The organism is Mucilaginibacter sp. P2_A4 (assembly GCF_056405015.1).
The window spans coordinates 64819-81647 of record NZ_JBFUCX010000007.1; the positions used below are offsets into that span (position 1 = coordinate 64819).

Genomic DNA, 16829 nt, shown 5'->3' on the forward strand with positions numbered 1-16829 from the left:
GGAGCCGATGGTTTGTATCAATATCATTGATAATTAAACTTTTTGTATTGCACAAATGCTCATCACCCTGCGTGTTACAAATCCCAGTTTTTCATAAAGTTTAATAGCATTTACGTTATTGTGCAGCACATGCAGAAACGGCGTGCCATCCTCTGCTTTAATAAGCCGCACCTGGTGTTGTATTAATTGGCTGGCGTAACCTTTGCCTAAGTGGTCGGGATGATTGCAAACAGCACTCACTTCCATGTAGGGCGAAGGTTGTAAACGCCGCCCTGCCATGGCTATCAGTTGCTGATTGTTAAAAATGCCGTAGTAATTTCCAAAATCAATAGTGCGGTTAAAAAACGGACCGGGGTTGGTTAGTTTGGTAAGTGCCAGCATGGCAGGGATATGCTCATCCCGTAAAGGGACAAGTTCCACATCGGTTATAGCTTCAGGCGCCGGATTATTGTATACCATTTGCAAAACCCGCATTTGCTGAATCGTTTTCCATGGCTGGGGGATCTCCATTTCTTCGGGACTAAAAACAGCTACCGTAGTTGAAGGTGGCAGGAGGTTATACAGGGTGTCGAAGTTCTCGGGCGTATTTTCTGCCATACCTGCAAATGGGGATACATCTTTTATAAAGTATTTAACCAGGTTGGTGCCTGTTGAAAGGTTTTTGTTCCCAGATGTTAAGGCATTCCAGGCCGGGTTATTTAATGGGTGGTCCATTTTAATGTTTGTATAGTTTATTGCAAGTTTATTTGGCGAAATTATACAAAATACCAACGGGCATTAAAGTTAAATGTTTTGTATTGGGATAGGCTGACTATTTCGGGTGTGCATTTTTTCGATATATGGTGGCATTTTAAGTTTAAACACGCATATAAAATAGGCTAATAATCCTGTCAATTTGACTTGTTAATGACACTAAAGCCAAGCACGGGCTATTTTTTTGCGGGCGGCTGCACGCAGGGATCTATGAAAATTTTATGAAGTTTTTAAAGTGGAAAAATAAACACTTGCAAAGTGATAAAAATCACATGGTTTTGGATTGAAATTTGCTAAGATATTGAATAGCAAACGAGTAAGGAGCCGAGACTGTAAATTTAAATTGCCATGAAAAACATTAAAAAGAGATTGAGCGATGCTTTAACAAGTAGGGTTATTGATCTGCATGACCAGGGATATACTGACGATTTTTTATCAATAAAGGATGAAAGATTTTTATGTCTCCAAAACAGCGAAAATTTTTCTTTAGCTGATCTGAATATTAAAGTGATTGACGAAGGGTTTGATCAGTTATCAAATACTTACAAATACATACATACTATTGAAACCACGAACGGGGAAAAAGGTCTGTTGATCACCGATGTTGTTTTTGCTGATCTTGAACCTGTAAATTGATCAGGGTATTGAAGCTTTTTTCATTGATAATTACCCGGAACAGATTTACGGGTAATGAATGTTCTTTTCATTTTTGAAAGGGGGGCGGCTGACTGTAGATAAACAAATCATATTATGAAAATAAAATCAACTACCCTGTTATTGGTAATCCTGCTTACCATGTTTTCATTTGCGGCAATTGCTGTTGTTAAACCAGCTTCGCCGCCTGCGGGTTTTAAGCATCAATATGCTACTGTAAACGGAGTTAAAATTCATTATGTAACAGGGGGCAAGGGCGAACCTTTGCTGCTGGTGCATGGCTTTGGCCAAAACTGGTATATGTGGAACCGTTTAATGCCCGAGTTATCTAAACATTTTACCGTTATAGCACCCGACTTGCGCGGCGTTGGCGAATCTGGCAAACCTGCCGGCGGGTACGATAAGAAAACGATGGCCGTTGATTTGCATGAGCTGATGAAAAAGCTGGGCTATCAACACCTTAACCTCGCAGGTCATGATATCGGCCTTATGGTAGCGTATGCCTACGCGGCTCAGTATCCCCAGGAAATAAAGAAGATTGCACTGATGGATGCCTTATTGCCAGGAGTTGAACCCGTATGGAGCCAGGTACGTGCTGGTGCATGGTGGTTTGGTTTTTTTGGGATGCCGCACTCGGGCGAAATTGTTGCCGGTAAGGCGGGGTTGTTTTTAACCAACTTTTGGCCATTGGTAGGTTATGTAAAAAATCCGTTTACTACAGCCGAAAAAAATGAGTTCATCAGGGCATACTCTGTGCCTGGCGCTACAACTGGCTCGTTCCATTGGTTTGGGGCTTTCCCGCAGGATGCTAAAGATAATGTGGAACTGATGAAAAATAAATTGCCTATGCCGCTGCTGGCTATGGGGTCTGAGCACTTTGCCGCTCCGTTTTTAGCAGCCCATAGCAGACTGGTAGCCACCAACGTAAAAGAGTCTGTTATCAAAGGATCGGGGCATTGGATAGTGCAGGAAAATACGGCCCAGGTTCAAAAAGATCTGCTGGCTTTTTTCCTGGAGAAATAATTAACGCCAAACGGCCAATAAATTTGTAGGCTTTATATCTGATCGGAAGCGGATACAATTCCCGTTTTCTGCCCGCCCCCTTAGGCTAATGGAACAGCTGCCATAAATTTAAAACGCGATTTTTCAGGGGAGCAGAGGCTGCGGGTTTTAATTTAATAGTTTAGCTAAAAAGCAATAATCCGTTCATCAAAATGTTATTTTACTGTACATTGCCTTCATTTACAAACCTGAAATTTATATAGAAATGAAATACCTCTTTTTCCTGGTTTTATTAGGCTTCGGCTTTATAATTTTATCTTCCTCGTCGCCTCAAAATAGCGATGTTATTGGGCAAGGCAAACAGCCCCAGGTAAGTATTGATAATAAGGGAATAGTTAGAGTAGTATACGGATTGGACGAAAATATTTTCTGCGCTACATCTAATAATCATGGGCAAACGTTTTCAAAACCGGTTTTAGTAGCTCATATAACTGGTATGCACCTTGGCATGGGCCGAGGGCCGCAGTTAAGCAGTTCGGTTAATTATTCGGTTATTACGGCTATGGATAAAACCGGGAATATTCATTGGTTTAAACTGGATCATACTGCGCAGAAATGGGAGGCGATGGGCCTTATTAATGACCAGAAAGGATCAGCCCCGGAAGGATTGATGGCAATAAGCGCGGATAAAGAAAATCATTTTTACGCGGTATGGCTGGATACCAGGCTGGGAGGCAGCAATCAAATATGGTTTTCTTCCTTAAGCGGTAATGCAAAGGGATGGTCCGCTAATCGTTTAGCATATCAATCGCCAGATAAACATGTTTGTGAATGCTGCAAGCCGAGCATTGCCGTATCGGGATCAACTGTTGCCATTATGTTCAGAAACTGGCTGAATGGTTCAAGAGATCTGTATGTGGCTAAATCAACAAACGGCGGGCAAACCTTTTCTGCTGCTCAAAAAATGGGAACAGATACCTGGAAGCTTAACGGCTGCCCCATGGATGGCGGAGCGCTGCGCATTGCACCATCAAATAGTATACAAACGGTATGGCAACGTAAGGGCGATATTTATTATGCCCAGCCTGGCAAACCTGAAATATATATAGCTAAAGGAAGATATGCCAACATTGCCGGCAGCACAGCTAATGCCGTAGTCACCTATCAAAATATCGATACCCTGAACATGGTGTCTCTTCCTGATAAAAAAGCAACTGTTATAGGTATCGGGAGCTTTTTAAAGGTGGGGCAATTAACCAGTAAAAACGAGTTTTTTGTTTGGGAACAAGGTAATGACATAAAATTCCGGACGCTGTAAATAGCGCTTGTGGCCATCAAAGCTTTTAAAACAGGGGCGGTTATATTGACTTATAATCGCCCCTGTTTGCTGTTGCTTGTTGCAGGGAGCGGCATCGGAAGTTAATCCATTCAATGCCTGATTTAATACATGGCAAATCACAATATTATATAAATCATTCCCGGAATACTGTAAGGCCGCGGGCTGAGGCTGGTGGTAAATTTGTACTATTAAATTACTATAATGTTAGTACAAAAATCACAAACGCTTATCTTCCCGGTTACCGGCATGACCTGTGCTTCCTGCGCATCAAGCGTGGAAACTATGCTTGGTGCACAAAGCGGTGTTGATAAAGCAGAAGTTAATTACGCAACACAATCTGTTAAAGTTTCCTTTCATCCTGATATAGTACAACCCATAAAGCTGAAGCAATCTGTTCAGTCAATTGGTTACGATATTATTATTGATGCAACAAACGGTAAGCAAAAACAGGAAGAAGCACAGCAGGTATATTATAAAGCACTTAAAAGAAACATTACCTGGGCCACCATCTTAACCATTCCCGTGGTTTTAATAGGGATGGTTTTTATGGATATGGCTTACGCAAATTATATCATGATGCTGCTATCGGCACCGGTGTTGTTTATTGCAGGCAAAAATTTCTTTATTGGCGCCTGGAAACAGGCCAGGCATGGCCGTGCCAACATGGATACCCTTGTGGCCATGAGCACCGGGATTGCTTTTTTGTTTAGTGTTTTTAATACCGTAAATCCGGGGTTTTGGCACCGGCAGGGTTTGCACCCGCATGTTTACTTTGAAGCGGCATCGGTAGTTATTGTTTTTATTATGCTGGGCAAATTACTGGAAGAGCGGGCAAAATCCAATACATCTTCGGCTATTAAAAAGCTGATCGGGTTGCAACCCAATTTGGTTTACCTGGTTACTGCCGATGGAGAAAAGGAAATTGCTATTGCTGATGTGCAAATAGGCGATCAATTGCTTGTACACCCGGGAGAAAAGATAGCGGTTGACGGCGAGGTATATGATGGCAGATCTTACGTGGATGAAAGCATGATTAGCGGTGAGCCCGTAGCCGTTGAAAAAAAGCAGGGAGATAAGGTTTTTGCAGGCACGCTTAACCAAAAAGGCAGTTTTAGGTTTAAGGCCGAGAAAATAGGGAGTGATACACTCCTGGCCCATATTATTAAACTGGTGCAGGAGGCACAAGGCTCCAAAGCGCCGGTGCAAAAACTGGTAGATAAAATTGCAGGCATCTTTGTGCCGGTAGTAATGCTTATTGCTTTACTAAGTTTAGGTGCCTGGCTTGTATTTGGCGGCAGCCATGCCTTAACACATGGCTTGTTGGCTATGGTTACAGTACTTGTTATCGCTTGCCCATGTGCATTGGGCCTGGCTACGCCTACCGCCCTTATGGTGGGCATTGGCAAAGGGGCAGAAAATGGTATCCTGATCAAGGATGCAGAAGCCCTGGAGTTGGGTTACAAGGTGAATGTTGTGGTACTGGATAAAACAGGAACAATAACAGAAGGCAAACCTGTGGTTACGGATCTCATCTGGGCAAAAAATATCGGGCAGGATACCAATCAATTACAAGCCTATTTTTTAGCAATGGAGCAGTTATCTGAACACCCCCTGGCCGATGCCGTTTCAAGCTACCTGCAATCAATGGGCACCAGCTCTGCCAACGTGGATTCTTTTGAAAGCCTTACAGGCCGGGGAGTGGAGGCAGTGCATGATAAAAAGATTTATTACGCGGGCAGCCATAAATTGGTTGAAGAAAAGGGCATTGCTATACCAGCCGATCTGCAGGGAAATATTAATACCCAATTAAGCCTTGCCCGCACCGTAATTTATTTTGCAGATGCGAAACAGGTACTGGCTATAGTAGCGATTACCGATCAAATAAAAAAGAACTCGGCAGAAGCTATTAGTCAGTTAAAAAAACAGGGGATTAAAGTGTTTATGCTAACCGGTGACAACGCACAAACCGCGGCCGCTATTGCTAAAGAAGCCGGGATTGATCATTTTAAAGCGGATATTTTACCATCTGATAAGGCGGCGTTCGTAAAACAATTACAGGCAGAGGGCGATACGGTAGCAATGATTGGCGATGGTATTAACGATAGTGAGGCATTGGCACAGGCCGATGTTTCTATTGCGATGGGCCAGGGATCGGATATCGCGATTGATGTGGCCCGGATAACCCTGGTATCTTCTGATTTACAGCAGGTGCCAAAAGCCCTAAGGCTTTCGCAGCTAACGGTTCGCACTATTCGCCAAAACCTGTTTTGGGCCTTTATATATAATTTGATAGGTATACCAATTGCGGCCGGCATTTTATATCCCATCAATGGATTTCTGTTAAACCCGATGATTGCCGGGGCGGCTATGGCGCTAAGTTCCGTTTCGGTAGTGAGTAACAGCCTGCGCTTAAAAATTTCAAAACTTAATCTTTAAAACACATATATAAACATGGAAACTTTAAAATTCAAAACCAACATCAATTGCAGTGGCTGCATAGCAACAGTTACGCCTTCATTAAACAGCTTAAAGGGCATTGATAAATGGAACGTAGATACAACAAACCCTAATAAGATCCTCACTGTTGAGGCTGATGAAGAGATATCATCCGACGGAATCATCAGCGCCTTAAAACAAAAGGGCTTTAATGCCGAAAGGGTTTAAACCATACATAGCCAATAGCCCTATAACGCGAGCTATTGGCTTTTAGTTATATGAACGGTTTTACGTAATTTTATAATTTAATTACGGGGTTTTATAAAAAGCATGTTTTATTAAAAGGTAACTTTGTTATTAAATGAAAAGGGCGGCAATCATCGGCATGGGGGCATTTTACCTGTTACTTACAACAGGGATGTTTGTTTGTATCGTTCATTGCGCTGCCGCTAACTTGTTTAAAAAGCCAGCCATGTTAATGGCTAATGCTGGGGCTGACAAAGAGAACAAAAAACATTGCGCGGATAGTAAGGATTGCGGATGCTGTAAAAAGCATGGCGAATATGCTATCAAAGAAAATATTAAACCAGCCTTTGATTACCAGTTTTCACCGGTAGTCGTTTTGGTTAATTATGCCACAACCACTGGTTATTTATTGCGAAAACCAATGAGCCGGGACTTTGCCTGGACAGAGCGTAAGGCACCGCCCGGAAAATCCGGTAAAGAAATCTCTATTCAATTTTGTTCCCTACAGATCTGATCAGGCTTAACCGCGTCTTTTGCGGATTGGACACTTATTGTCTTTTTATTTAAACAGCTTGAAAAGAAACACATGATATTACATATTAAAAATATGGTTTGCGATCGTTGCGTTATGGTCGTAAAACAACAACTCCAAAATTTAACCCTTGAGGTGGAGGATGTTAACCTAGGTGTGGCAGTTGTAAACCCCGAACCTAATGAAAGCCAGATGGTTGAAATTGCATCTGCCTTAAAGTTACTTGGCTTTGAGCTGATTGATAGTGAAAAAGATAAGCTGATTGAACATATAAAAAATATCATCATCCGGGAAGTACATTATTCAGATCTTGCTGCAAATAATTTCAATTTTTCGAGTTTACTTGCGGCTAAATTAAATAAGGATTATGCCTATCTGAGCCGCCTGTTTTCTGAACATGAAGACACCACCATTGAAAAATATATTATTCAGCAAAAAGTGGAAAAGGTAAAGGAACTGCTGCAATATGGTGAGTTAAATTTAAACGAAATTGCCTTTCAAATGGGCTATAGCAGCAGCGCGCATTTATCGGCACAGTTTAAGAGTGTAACCGGTATTACGCCCAGCCAGTTCAAAGCTGCAGAAACCAAGGGGCGCAAACCTATCGATAAACTATAAAATCAAATTCATAAAAACTATACATCATGAAATCACTAAAAAAATTGTTATTAGCTTTTACTTTATTAATAGCTTGTACACAGATCAAGGCCCAGGAATCAACCGCAGCAGGAGCGATAAATAATGTGGTAACCGCTTACCTGGGTGTTAAAAATGCGCTTATAGCCGATAACAGTGCGGTTACTGAAAGCAAAGCCAAAGATTTGCTGGTCTCCATCAGTGCTGTACCGATGAATAAATTAACTCCCGATCAGCATAAATTATGGATGACCTATATGGAAAAGCTGCAGTTTGACAGCAGGCACATTAGCGAAAGCCCGGTTTTGGATCATCAGCGCGAACACTTTACCAGCTTGTCCAAAAACATGTATGAGGTGGTTAAAGGATTGAAATTAAACAGCACGGTGATTTATGAGCAATACTGCCCTATGAAAAAAGCCAGCTGGTTAAGCGAAACTGCCGCTATTAAAAATCCTTACTATGGTAAGCAAATGCTTACCTGCGGAAAAACTACGGAAACGTTGACTCCGGTAACCCAATAATTTAATCAAAAGCTGCCGGCCTGTTTCCGGCAGCTCACATATTATGAAAATATTTATTTTATTTATACTGAACCTTTTAGGGTCGGTTGGTTTGGCCTACGCGCAACATGGCGGTATGAAAATGAATGATGGTGAAAAGCATCGGCCATTTTACACCAAAATTGGTAAGCGCGAAATTTACCATTTATACATTGGCGATACTACCGTGAGCTACACGGGCAAATTAAAACCCGCGATGGCTATAAACGGAAGCATACCCGCGCCGGCATTGGAATTTACCGAGGGAGATACCGCCGAGATCTATGTGCATAATGGAATGATGATGGAAACATCCATCCACTGGCATGGGCTGATACTGCCCAACAGGTATGATGGAGTTTCATACCTTACAACGGCGCCAATTAAGGCTGGCGAAACCCATTTTTATAAATTTCCGCTGGTGCAGCATGGCACATACTGGTACCACTCCCATACCATGACCCAGCAGCAAAGCGGAATGTACGGCGCATTTATTATTCATCCTAAAGAAGAAGCTGCGCAAAAGGAATACACCTTATTGCTGAGTGATTGGGTTGATGAAAACCCCGACCAGGTGGAGCGGTCACTACATAACCAAACCGATTGGTACGCCATACGCAAAGGCAGCACCCAAAACTATGCGGAGGCTATTAGTGAAGGTCATTTCAAAACCAAACTAACCAACGAGTGGAAAAGAATGGTTGCCATGGATGTAAGTGATGTTTATTACGATCGCTTTTTTAGCAATGGCAAAGTAGCAAACCATGCCGCGCAATTTAAAAAGGGCGACCAGGTAAAACTACACATCATCAATGGCGGTTCATCCACCTATTTCTGGCTCAAGTATGCAGGGGGTAAAATTAGGGTTGTGGCCAATGACGGCGAAGACGTACAGCCCGTGCAGGTAGACCGGCTGATTATAGCGGTAGCCGAAACCTATGATGTAGTTGTTACCATACCTAAAGATGGTAGTTATGAGTTTTTAGCTACCGCCGAAGACAGAACCAAGTCAACCTCTTTATGGTTGGGCAGTGGTCCCGAAGTAAAAGCAAAGCCTTTGCCCCGGTTAAAGTACTTTGAGGGGATGAAGATGATGAACGGTATGATGGGTGTGGATGGTAACATGAAAAAGATGGACGGTATGGAAATGACCAACCAGGTTATGGACATGAACACCGTAATGTACCCGGAAATTACGGGCGATGACGCCATGAAACAAGATACGGCGGCTGCAGGCAAAAAAATGGCGGATATGCCGGGTATGGAAATGGGTAATGCCGACCTGGTAACATTAAACTATGGCATGTTAAAAGCCGTTAAGCCTACCAATTTACCGGCGGGGCCTGTTAAATTATTGCACTTTAACCTTACCGGTAATATGAACCGTTATGTATGGACTATCAATAACAAAACGGTTTCAGAGGCGGATAAGATCCTGATAAAGAAGGGCGAGAATGTGAGGATCATTCTTTATAACAATACCATGATGCGGCACCCTATGCATTTGCATGGGCATTATTTCAGAGTGTTAAACGGGCAGGGAGATTATTCGCCCCTAAAAAACACGCTTGATATTATGCCTATGGAAACAGATACCATTGAATTTGCGGCAACCGAAAGCGGCGATTGGTTTTTTCATTGCCATATACTGTACCACATGATGAGTGGCATGGGCCGGATATTCAGCTATGAAAACTCGCCGGTTAATCCGGAGGTGCCTAACCCTGCTGAGTCAATAAAAAAGGTGTATGCCGATGACCGCCGCTTTTATGCGATGGCCAAAATAGGGCTGGAAAGCAATGGCAGCGATGGGAATGTAAGTTTAGCAAATACTCGCTGGAAACTATCAACCATGTGGCACTTAGGCATCAATAACACTAAAGGCTATGAAAGTGAAACCATGGTTGGGCGCTACTTTGGGCAGATGCAATGGCTGTACGGCTATGCGGGTTTTGATTATCATTATAAAAAAACCACCGAGCAGGAAACGAATCTTTTTGGGCAGGCAAGCAATAAAAATAACCGCAAAACGGTAGTTGCCGGTTTGGCTTATACATTGCCCATGCTTTTTGTAGCTGATATGAGGGTAGATGGAAATGGCAAACTGCGGTTTCAGCTGGGTCGGGAAGATATTCCTGTAACCAGCAGGTTGCGGCTTACGCTGATGGGAAATACCGATAAGGAATATGCGGCGGGCCTACGATATATCATTACCAAATATTTTTCTGTATCAAGCCATTATGATAGCGATATGGGTTTGGGCGGCGGTTTAACGCTCACTTATTGAGCTATGATCATAGCTGTTCGAAAGATATAAAAAGGTAGGGGCCATGAGTGATTTCTTCTTTAGAAAAGGAGGAGGTAGGGGTTAAATCAGGCGTTCAAGCACCGTTGCAGATGGTATGTCGGCGAAACCCCTCCCTGCCATTGCGCGCATTTCAGCCGCCCCCCCTTCCGTTGGGAGGGAATTAAAAAGCCGTTAAGAAATCTTCCGAACGCCTATGATCTACGGCCGGGTATAAACGCGACTATTACGGTAAAAAAAGGTAGGGGTAATGTGCGATTCCTTCCTCGGGGAAGGAGGAGGTAGGGGTTAAATCAAGCGTTCAAGCGCCGTTGCAGATGGTATGTCGACGAAACCCCTCCCTGCCATTGCGCGCATTTCAGCCGCACCCCTCCCGTTGGGAGGGAATTAAAAAGCCGTTAAGAAATCTTCCGAACGCCTATGATCTACGGCCGGGTATAAACGCGACTATTACGGTAAAAAAAGGTAGGGGTAATGTGCGATTCCTTCCTCGGGGAAGGAGGAGGTAGGGGTTAAATCAGGAGTTTAAGCACCGTTGCAGATGGTATGTCGACGAAACCCCTCCCTGCCATTGCCGCGCATTCAGCTGCACCCCTCCCAACCGGAGATCGCAAAAAAAAGCCGCTGCGTCGCGCCGTCCTTCGGCTGACGGGTCTGCATTCCACATGCAAAGTAATTAAGTGATGTATCTCAGCCAATCAAATGATTTCTATCATTTACCCTATCACTCTCCTCGTATTCTTAGTACCTTAGATCAAAACTATACGTTTTAAAATAAGATACTAAGATCGAATATATGTGGTGGCAATACTTACTGGTTTTTGCGGGTTCTTTTTTGTTTGATGTGGTTCCTATTCCATTTCCGCCGGCTTTTACAATTATGATTTTTTTGCAGGTGGCCTATGGTTTAAACATCTGGTGGGTTATTATAATTGGAGTTATCGGCTCTATTATAGGGCGGTACATCCTCACCCTATATATTCCATTGCTTGCGGGGAGAATTTTCAAGAAATCAAAGAATGAAGACGTACAGTTCCTTGGCGAAAAAATGAAAGAAAAAGGATGGAAAAGCCAGGCAGCAATACTTGCTTATACTTTATTGCCTTTGCCCACTACACCTTTATTTCTGGCCAGTGGTATGGCAAAAATAAATGCAAGGTATATTATCCCTGCTTTTTTTATAGGCAAATTTACGAGCGATGCAATTACTGTCCATTTAGGAAAATATGTATCTGAGAATGCGAAAAGTATGATGGAGGGCGGAATCTCCTGGAAGTCAATTATAAGTTTAATAGTAGGTTTACTTTTTCTCTGTTCTATTTTATTTGTGGAATGGCGGTCGTTAATTCAAAAAAATAAGTTTGTGTTGAATTTTAGAATCTGGAATCGCACAAAGACAGGAACAACTCATGTAGGGTAATTGGGCTTAGTTATTGTTGTTACTGCTACCTTCCTTCAAGTCGTCGTTGTTGATAGTCTTTTTAGGTTTTTTGGGTTTTGGTGTTGAAAGGCCGCCAAACTTATAGCTAAACGTGATTTCGATGCTCCGGTTATGCATAACGTTTACCGCGTTTTGGTTAATGTTGCCCGAGTTAACAACCGTAGGTATGCGGAATGCATTGGTTAAAAAGTTATCGCCGCCAATGCCGATACTGCCCTTTTTATTGGCAAACTTTTTATTGATACTCAGGTTATAAACGCTGAAATTGCCCTGGTAACCCTGTAGCTGGATCTGGCGGGAGCGGCGAAATGCAAACGCCTGGATGGAATAACTATCAGAAAGATCATAGCTGCCAAACAAGCGGTAGCTAGCTACCATGCCGTGATTTGAAGCCCGGAAAAGTGGATCGGGGTTTTGGTTATCAAGGTTTAAATAATACAGATCCACGCCGCCGTTAATATTTAGCTTGTTGGTAAGCGCTAAGTTGGCAGATAGGCTCATACCGTATGCATTTTGTTTCCCCAGGTTTTGAAAACTGGTTTTCACCGTGTCGCCACTGGTTGTCCTTATCGTTTGTATAGCATCATTGGTGTTGCGCATAAACGCCGAAATATTGAAATGGTTATTTTTGATATTAGTACTATAGGCCAGCTCAAAGTTGTTGGTGAACTCGGGCTGTAGCCCGGGGTTCCCACTGGTTATATTTAAGGGATTTGAGGCTTGTATATTAGGATTCAGAAATTCAATTGACGGGCGCTGTATGCGGCGGTTATATCCTAATTTAATCATATCGCCGTTGTCGAATTTTTTGGAGATGTTTAGGCTGGGTACCAATATGCCATAGTTAGGTATATTAACAGCCGAGCCGCTCAGAAAATCGGCATTAATGCTGGTGTACTCGTAACGGGTGCCGGCTTTAATAGTGTAATTTTTAAAGGGAACAAAAGTAAAGGATACATAGCCAGCGGCAACATTTTGCTTGTAATTAAAGGCATTTGAAAGGCTTGCCGATGAAACGGGTAAATAGTTAAGCGAAGAACCTGAAGCCGCCAGGTAAGCATAATCGCTCGTTACCGTCCGGATAATATCCTTAGCCCCAAATTCCAGCAATTGGTTTTTTGCAAGCGGTGTTTGATAGTCGGCTTCTAAAGTCAGTTCTTTATTGACGCTGTTATTGTTGTTTTTTAGGCCACCGGTAATCGAGCCATCATTTTGACTGAGAAAAAGGCTTTCAAAATTATTGTTGCGGTTGTTTTGGCTGTACTCGGTAAGCAAGCTAAACTCGCGGTCGGGCTTTGCACCTGTCAGCGTATAGGTTAATGTGGCATCAACCGAGTTTGAATTATTTGTGATCTTGTTTTTCTGTAATGATGAGCCGGTAAGTACATCATTTAAATAGCTTTGGGTCAGAAAATTGTCCTGAACTGTGGGGTGGTTATTAGCCCCGAAAACAACGCCAAGGCTGAGTGAATTATGCTCGTTTATATCATAGTCCAATCCCACATTATACCTGGCAAACAAATATTTATTATGCGTGCCGGCAGATTGAGTGGTTAAATAAGTGTCATTTGAAGTAAGGCTGTTTACTGTTTGACTGTTACTAAATTCGCCTGGAATATTGTAGCCTGTGCGGCCAAACCCTCCAAGAGAAAAATTCATTTTGCCTACCTTGTAACCTCCGTTTAGCCCAAGATCGCCTCCCCGTGTGCCAACTGCCGAATTGAGGTTCAGCGACATGCCTTGAAGTGTATTTTGTTTCAGTATGATATTAATGATGCCACCGGACCCTTCGGCGTCGTATTTAGCAGAGGGAGAAGTGATCACCTCTACGCTTTTGATCAGGTCGGCAGGAATTTGTTTTAAAGCGTCGGAAATACTTGCTGAAGCCATTGCCGATGGCTTGCCATTAATAAGAACTTTGATATTCTGGCTACCTCTAACACTCACATTCCCGTCTGGATCCACAGCCACCATCGGAACGCGTTTCATGACATCGGTAGCATCGCCCCCGCGGGTTGTCAGGTCACTTTCGGCGTTATATACCGTCCGGTCAATTTTTTCCTCAATCAAAGCTTTTTTGCTCGTAACCTGTACTTCTTTCAAAAGCCGGCTATCAGGGCTGAGCAGGATTTTACCCAACTTTAATAAGGTTCCATCAGTTACTTTAAGGTTAGAAATGGTTTTGTTGGCATAACTCAAAAAACTGATCTTTAATTGATAAGTGCCTTTGGGTAATTTTTCTAAAGTGAATTTTCCATCTGTACCTGTTAATGAACCGGATATCAGTTTACCACTTACCTGGTCAAATACAGATATAGTAGCATAATCAACAGGTTTTTGGCTGAGCGAATCGATAACAGTACCGGCAATACTTGACGAGCCTGTATCACTGGCTCTTACCAATGTAAACGGTAGTAAGCATAAGATTAAGAAGTATATTTTTTTCATCGCTTTGGTTTTATGCTCCAAATAAAAAGCAAATGACTCAACCTGTAAAATGCGATAGACCGTGGGAGGTAAATAATCGACGAAGAGCCGGTTAGCCCGGATGAAGCGTGAATTAACCGGTGCCGAAATCTATTCATCGGTAAAATTGCCCCACTGGTCGACAGATGATTGTATATGGACAATCAGGCGCCGATATAAAAACTATATTCCTGTTGATTTTCGAGAACCAATTTGCGGAGAGTTTTGGGGCGTTTGCCGGATATTTGTAAATTTTGAATGGGCGGATTCATAAATAAGCTTTTATTTACTATTTTAGTTTTTAAACCGGCTTTCGTCCGGCCTTGATTGCTACGCCATCAACATATGTTCATATTCAAGTCCATTTATAATGGATTATTTACAGCTACTATTACACTGGTCCATAGAAGTATATTTACCTATTTTATTAATCATCAAAAACAAACGCAATGAGTAAGATTACAGTAAAAGACGGAACCGAAATTTATTACAAAGATTGGGGAACCGGACAGCCAATTGTTTTTCATCACGGCTGGCCTTTATCGGGCGATGACTGGGACGCACAGATGATGTTTTTTCTTGGGCAGGGATTTAGGGTTATTGCCCATGACCGTCGCGGGCATGGAAGATCAAGCCAGGTTTCAGGCGGACACGACATGGATACCTATGCAGCCGATGTGGCCGAGCTAACCCAGGCACTTGATTTGAGAGATGCGATACATGTTGGGCACTCAACGGGTGGCGGCGAAGTTATCCATTATGTTGCAAAACATGGAAAAGACCGGGTAGCCAAAGCTGTACTAATCAGCGCGGTCCCTCCGATCATGGTACAATCTCAAAATAATCCGGACGGCGTTCCTATGGCTATTTTTGATGACATACGCGAGGGTACAGCATTTAACAGGGCCCAATTCTATGAAGATATTACGCTTCCATTTTATGGCTACAATCGTGAGGGAGCGAAAATATCGCAGGGAATCAGAGACAACTGGTGGCGCCAGGGAATGATGGGCGGAGTAAAAGCGCATTATGATGGTGTTAAGGCTTTTTCAGAAACGGATTTTAAAGAAGACCTTAAAAGTGTGGATATTCCTGTGCTTGTTTTACATGGCGAAGATGACCAGATCGTTCCATTTCACAATTCGGCAGCAAAGTCTATAAAGCTTTTAAAAAATGGAAAACTTATTTCCTATCCGGGTTTCCCCCATGGTATGCCGACTACAGAAGCCGCAACCATCAATAAGGATCTTTTGGCTTTTTTCAAATCATAAATAAAAAAGATACTTCATTTAAATTGCCGGCATTATAAAGCTGGTAGTTTTTAAGTTAAAAAGCTAAGGCCTTGAAATTTAATATTTCAAGGCCTTATACATTTTGAAGCAGCCCTTGCCGGGACAATTTCCTGACTATTATAGAGGACCCAAGAAAGGCCTCAATTTTTCGTAACGGCTCTAAAGCGATTTTCGACAAGACCAGGTATGCTTATTGACCGGGTTTTAAAGATAACAGAGAGCTAAATATCCATCCTATGGTTTTAATGCTCCTTAATTTGCCCTCCACATTCTGCAATACTTCGGCCTGGCTATTTACCAGGTATACTTTACTCCATTGGCCGTTTGTTTCTATCAAGCCTACCTCATACCCTTTTGTTAATTTTTTAAGGACAGTGGCATTGGTAGAAAATGAATTTCTAAAATTCGTGTCTTCGGTATTTACAATATAAATTTTACCGGTGTTATTAGTACTGCCATATACATTCGCCTTAAATGTATCCCAGGGAAATGCCGGTCCGGGATCTGGCTTACGCGCCGGAGAGATATCATCATGACCAACGGCTGCTATTAAATGATACGTATCAAATAATACTTTGCAAAGCTTGTATAGCGCCTGTAGCTGAGCATCAGGAAAGGTGCGCCATTGATGGTTGCTTTTACCTGTCCAAAACTTATGCTTGTGATCAATCTTTATAAACTTATCACCATCGGTAGCCGGATAAATTTTTACACCATCATCTGTAGCTCGTTTAAAAGTATTATCTGCCAGCTTCTCTACAAAACCCGGGTTTACAATTTCTATCCCGATGGAATGAAAATTAAAATTATCTACCCCATCCCAGGTGCTGGTACCCGCATGATTTGCCCGGTGATTAAAAGGTATCAGCTGGGTAATTGTGCCATCGGTATTTAACACAATATGTGCGGCAATTTTATCAGGGTTCGATCGGGTATCCATAAACCAATCTATTGCTGATTGCGCAGTATCTGTGGCGGTGTAATGAATTACCAAATAATCAGGATCGATAGGATCCCTGACATTTCCGGATTTAGAAATTTTTATTTTTTCAGTAGCGGAGTCGGCAACTAACCAGTGATCTGTAATTTTCATAAGGGTGCAGGTAAGGTTTAAATAATTGATTGTCTTTGGTTTACTAAAGATAAATAGAATTAATAAAACATTGTAATCCCCAATCGTTTTTT

14 protein-coding genes are annotated in these 16829 nt (G+C 42.4%); 11 read left to right on the forward strand and 3 right to left on the reverse strand.

The features are described 5' to 3' along the window. Nucleotides 1-33 precede the first annotated feature (33 nt). Nucleotides 34-714, reverse strand: coding sequence for a GNAT family N-acetyltransferase (locus tag AC1DYB_RS14375; RefSeq protein WP_477435896.1), 681 nt, complete (start codon nucleotides 712-714; stop codon nucleotides 34-36). Between the two features lie 387 nt (nucleotides 715-1101). On the opposite strand from AC1DYB_RS14375, the gene AC1DYB_RS14380 reads away from it, so the two are divergent. The 10 genes from AC1DYB_RS14380 (at nucleotide 1102) to AC1DYB_RS14425 (ending at nucleotide 11865) form a co-directional block, all read left to right on the forward strand. Continuing rightward, nucleotides 1102-1389, forward strand: a complete 288-nt coding sequence (locus AC1DYB_RS14380; protein WP_477435898.1) for a hypothetical protein — start codon at nucleotides 1102-1104, stop codon at nucleotides 1387-1389. A 114-nt stretch (nucleotides 1390-1503) separates the two neighbouring features. Continuing rightward, nucleotides 1504-2430, forward strand: a complete 927-nt coding sequence (locus AC1DYB_RS14385; RefSeq protein WP_477435900.1) for an alpha/beta fold hydrolase — start codon at nucleotides 1504-1506, stop codon at nucleotides 2428-2430. A 244-nt stretch (nucleotides 2431-2674) separates the two neighbouring features. Beyond that, the gene (locus tag AC1DYB_RS14390; protein WP_477435902.1) at nucleotides 2675-3727 is read left to right on the forward strand and encodes a hypothetical protein; all 1053 of its coding nucleotides are present in this window, start codon (nucleotides 2675-2677) and stop codon (nucleotides 3725-3727) included. 222 nt (nucleotides 3728-3949) lie between these two features. After that, nucleotides 3950-6184, forward strand: a complete 2235-nt coding sequence (locus AC1DYB_RS14395; RefSeq protein WP_477435904.1) for a heavy metal translocating P-type ATPase — start codon at nucleotides 3950-3952, stop codon at nucleotides 6182-6184. 15 nt (nucleotides 6185-6199) lie between these two features. Next, a complete protein-coding gene (locus tag AC1DYB_RS14400) occupies nucleotides 6200-6412 on the forward strand; it encodes a heavy-metal-associated domain-containing protein (protein ID WP_477435906.1) in 213 nt (70 codons plus the stop codon). Nucleotides 6413-6545: 133 nt separating this feature from the next. Further along, the gene (locus tag AC1DYB_RS14405; RefSeq protein WP_477435908.1) at nucleotides 6546-6944 is read left to right on the forward strand and encodes an HYC_CC_PP family protein; all 399 of its coding nucleotides are present in this window, start codon (nucleotides 6546-6548) and stop codon (nucleotides 6942-6944) included. A gap of 114 nt (nucleotides 6945-7058) precedes the next feature. Continuing rightward, a complete protein-coding gene (locus tag AC1DYB_RS14410) occupies nucleotides 7059-7580 on the forward strand; it encodes a helix-turn-helix domain-containing protein (RefSeq protein WP_477435910.1) in 522 nt (173 codons plus the stop codon). Between the two features lie 26 nt (nucleotides 7581-7606). Further along, on the forward strand, nucleotides 7607-8122 hold the full coding sequence (locus AC1DYB_RS14415; RefSeq protein ID WP_477435912.1) for a DUF3347 domain-containing protein: 516 nt from the start codon (nucleotides 7607-7609) through the stop codon (nucleotides 8120-8122). Between the two features lie 43 nt (nucleotides 8123-8165). Further along, the gene (locus AC1DYB_RS14420) at nucleotides 8166-10427 is read left to right on the forward strand and encodes a multicopper oxidase domain-containing protein (protein WP_477435914.1); all 2262 of its coding nucleotides are present in this window, start codon (nucleotides 8166-8168) and stop codon (nucleotides 10425-10427) included. 814 nt (nucleotides 10428-11241) lie between these two features. Further along, nucleotides 11242-11865: a hypothetical protein gene (locus AC1DYB_RS14425; protein WP_477435916.1), complete on the forward strand. Its 624-nt coding sequence runs from the start codon at nucleotides 11242-11244 to the stop codon at nucleotides 11863-11865. A 6-nt stretch (nucleotides 11866-11871) separates the two neighbouring features. On the opposite strand, the gene AC1DYB_RS14430 is transcribed toward AC1DYB_RS14425, so the two are convergent. After that, complete coding sequence (locus AC1DYB_RS14430) at nucleotides 11872-14334, reverse strand: TonB-dependent receptor (RefSeq protein ID WP_477435918.1); 2463 nt, start codon at nucleotides 14332-14334, stop codon at nucleotides 11872-11874. A 467-nt stretch (nucleotides 14335-14801) separates the two neighbouring features. On the opposite strand from AC1DYB_RS14430, the gene AC1DYB_RS14435 reads away from it, so the two are divergent. Continuing rightward, entirely contained in the window at nucleotides 14802-15623 is an 822-nt protein-coding gene (locus AC1DYB_RS14435; protein ID WP_477435920.1) for an alpha/beta fold hydrolase, read from the forward strand. A 211-nt stretch (nucleotides 15624-15834) separates the two neighbouring features. Here the strand turns inward: AC1DYB_RS14435 and AC1DYB_RS14440 are convergent, their stop codons facing one another. Further along, nucleotides 15835-16737, reverse strand: coding sequence for an N-acetylmuramoyl-L-alanine amidase (locus AC1DYB_RS14440; protein WP_295711419.1), 903 nt, complete (start codon nucleotides 16735-16737; stop codon nucleotides 15835-15837). Between the last annotated feature and the right edge of the window lie 92 nt (nucleotides 16738-16829).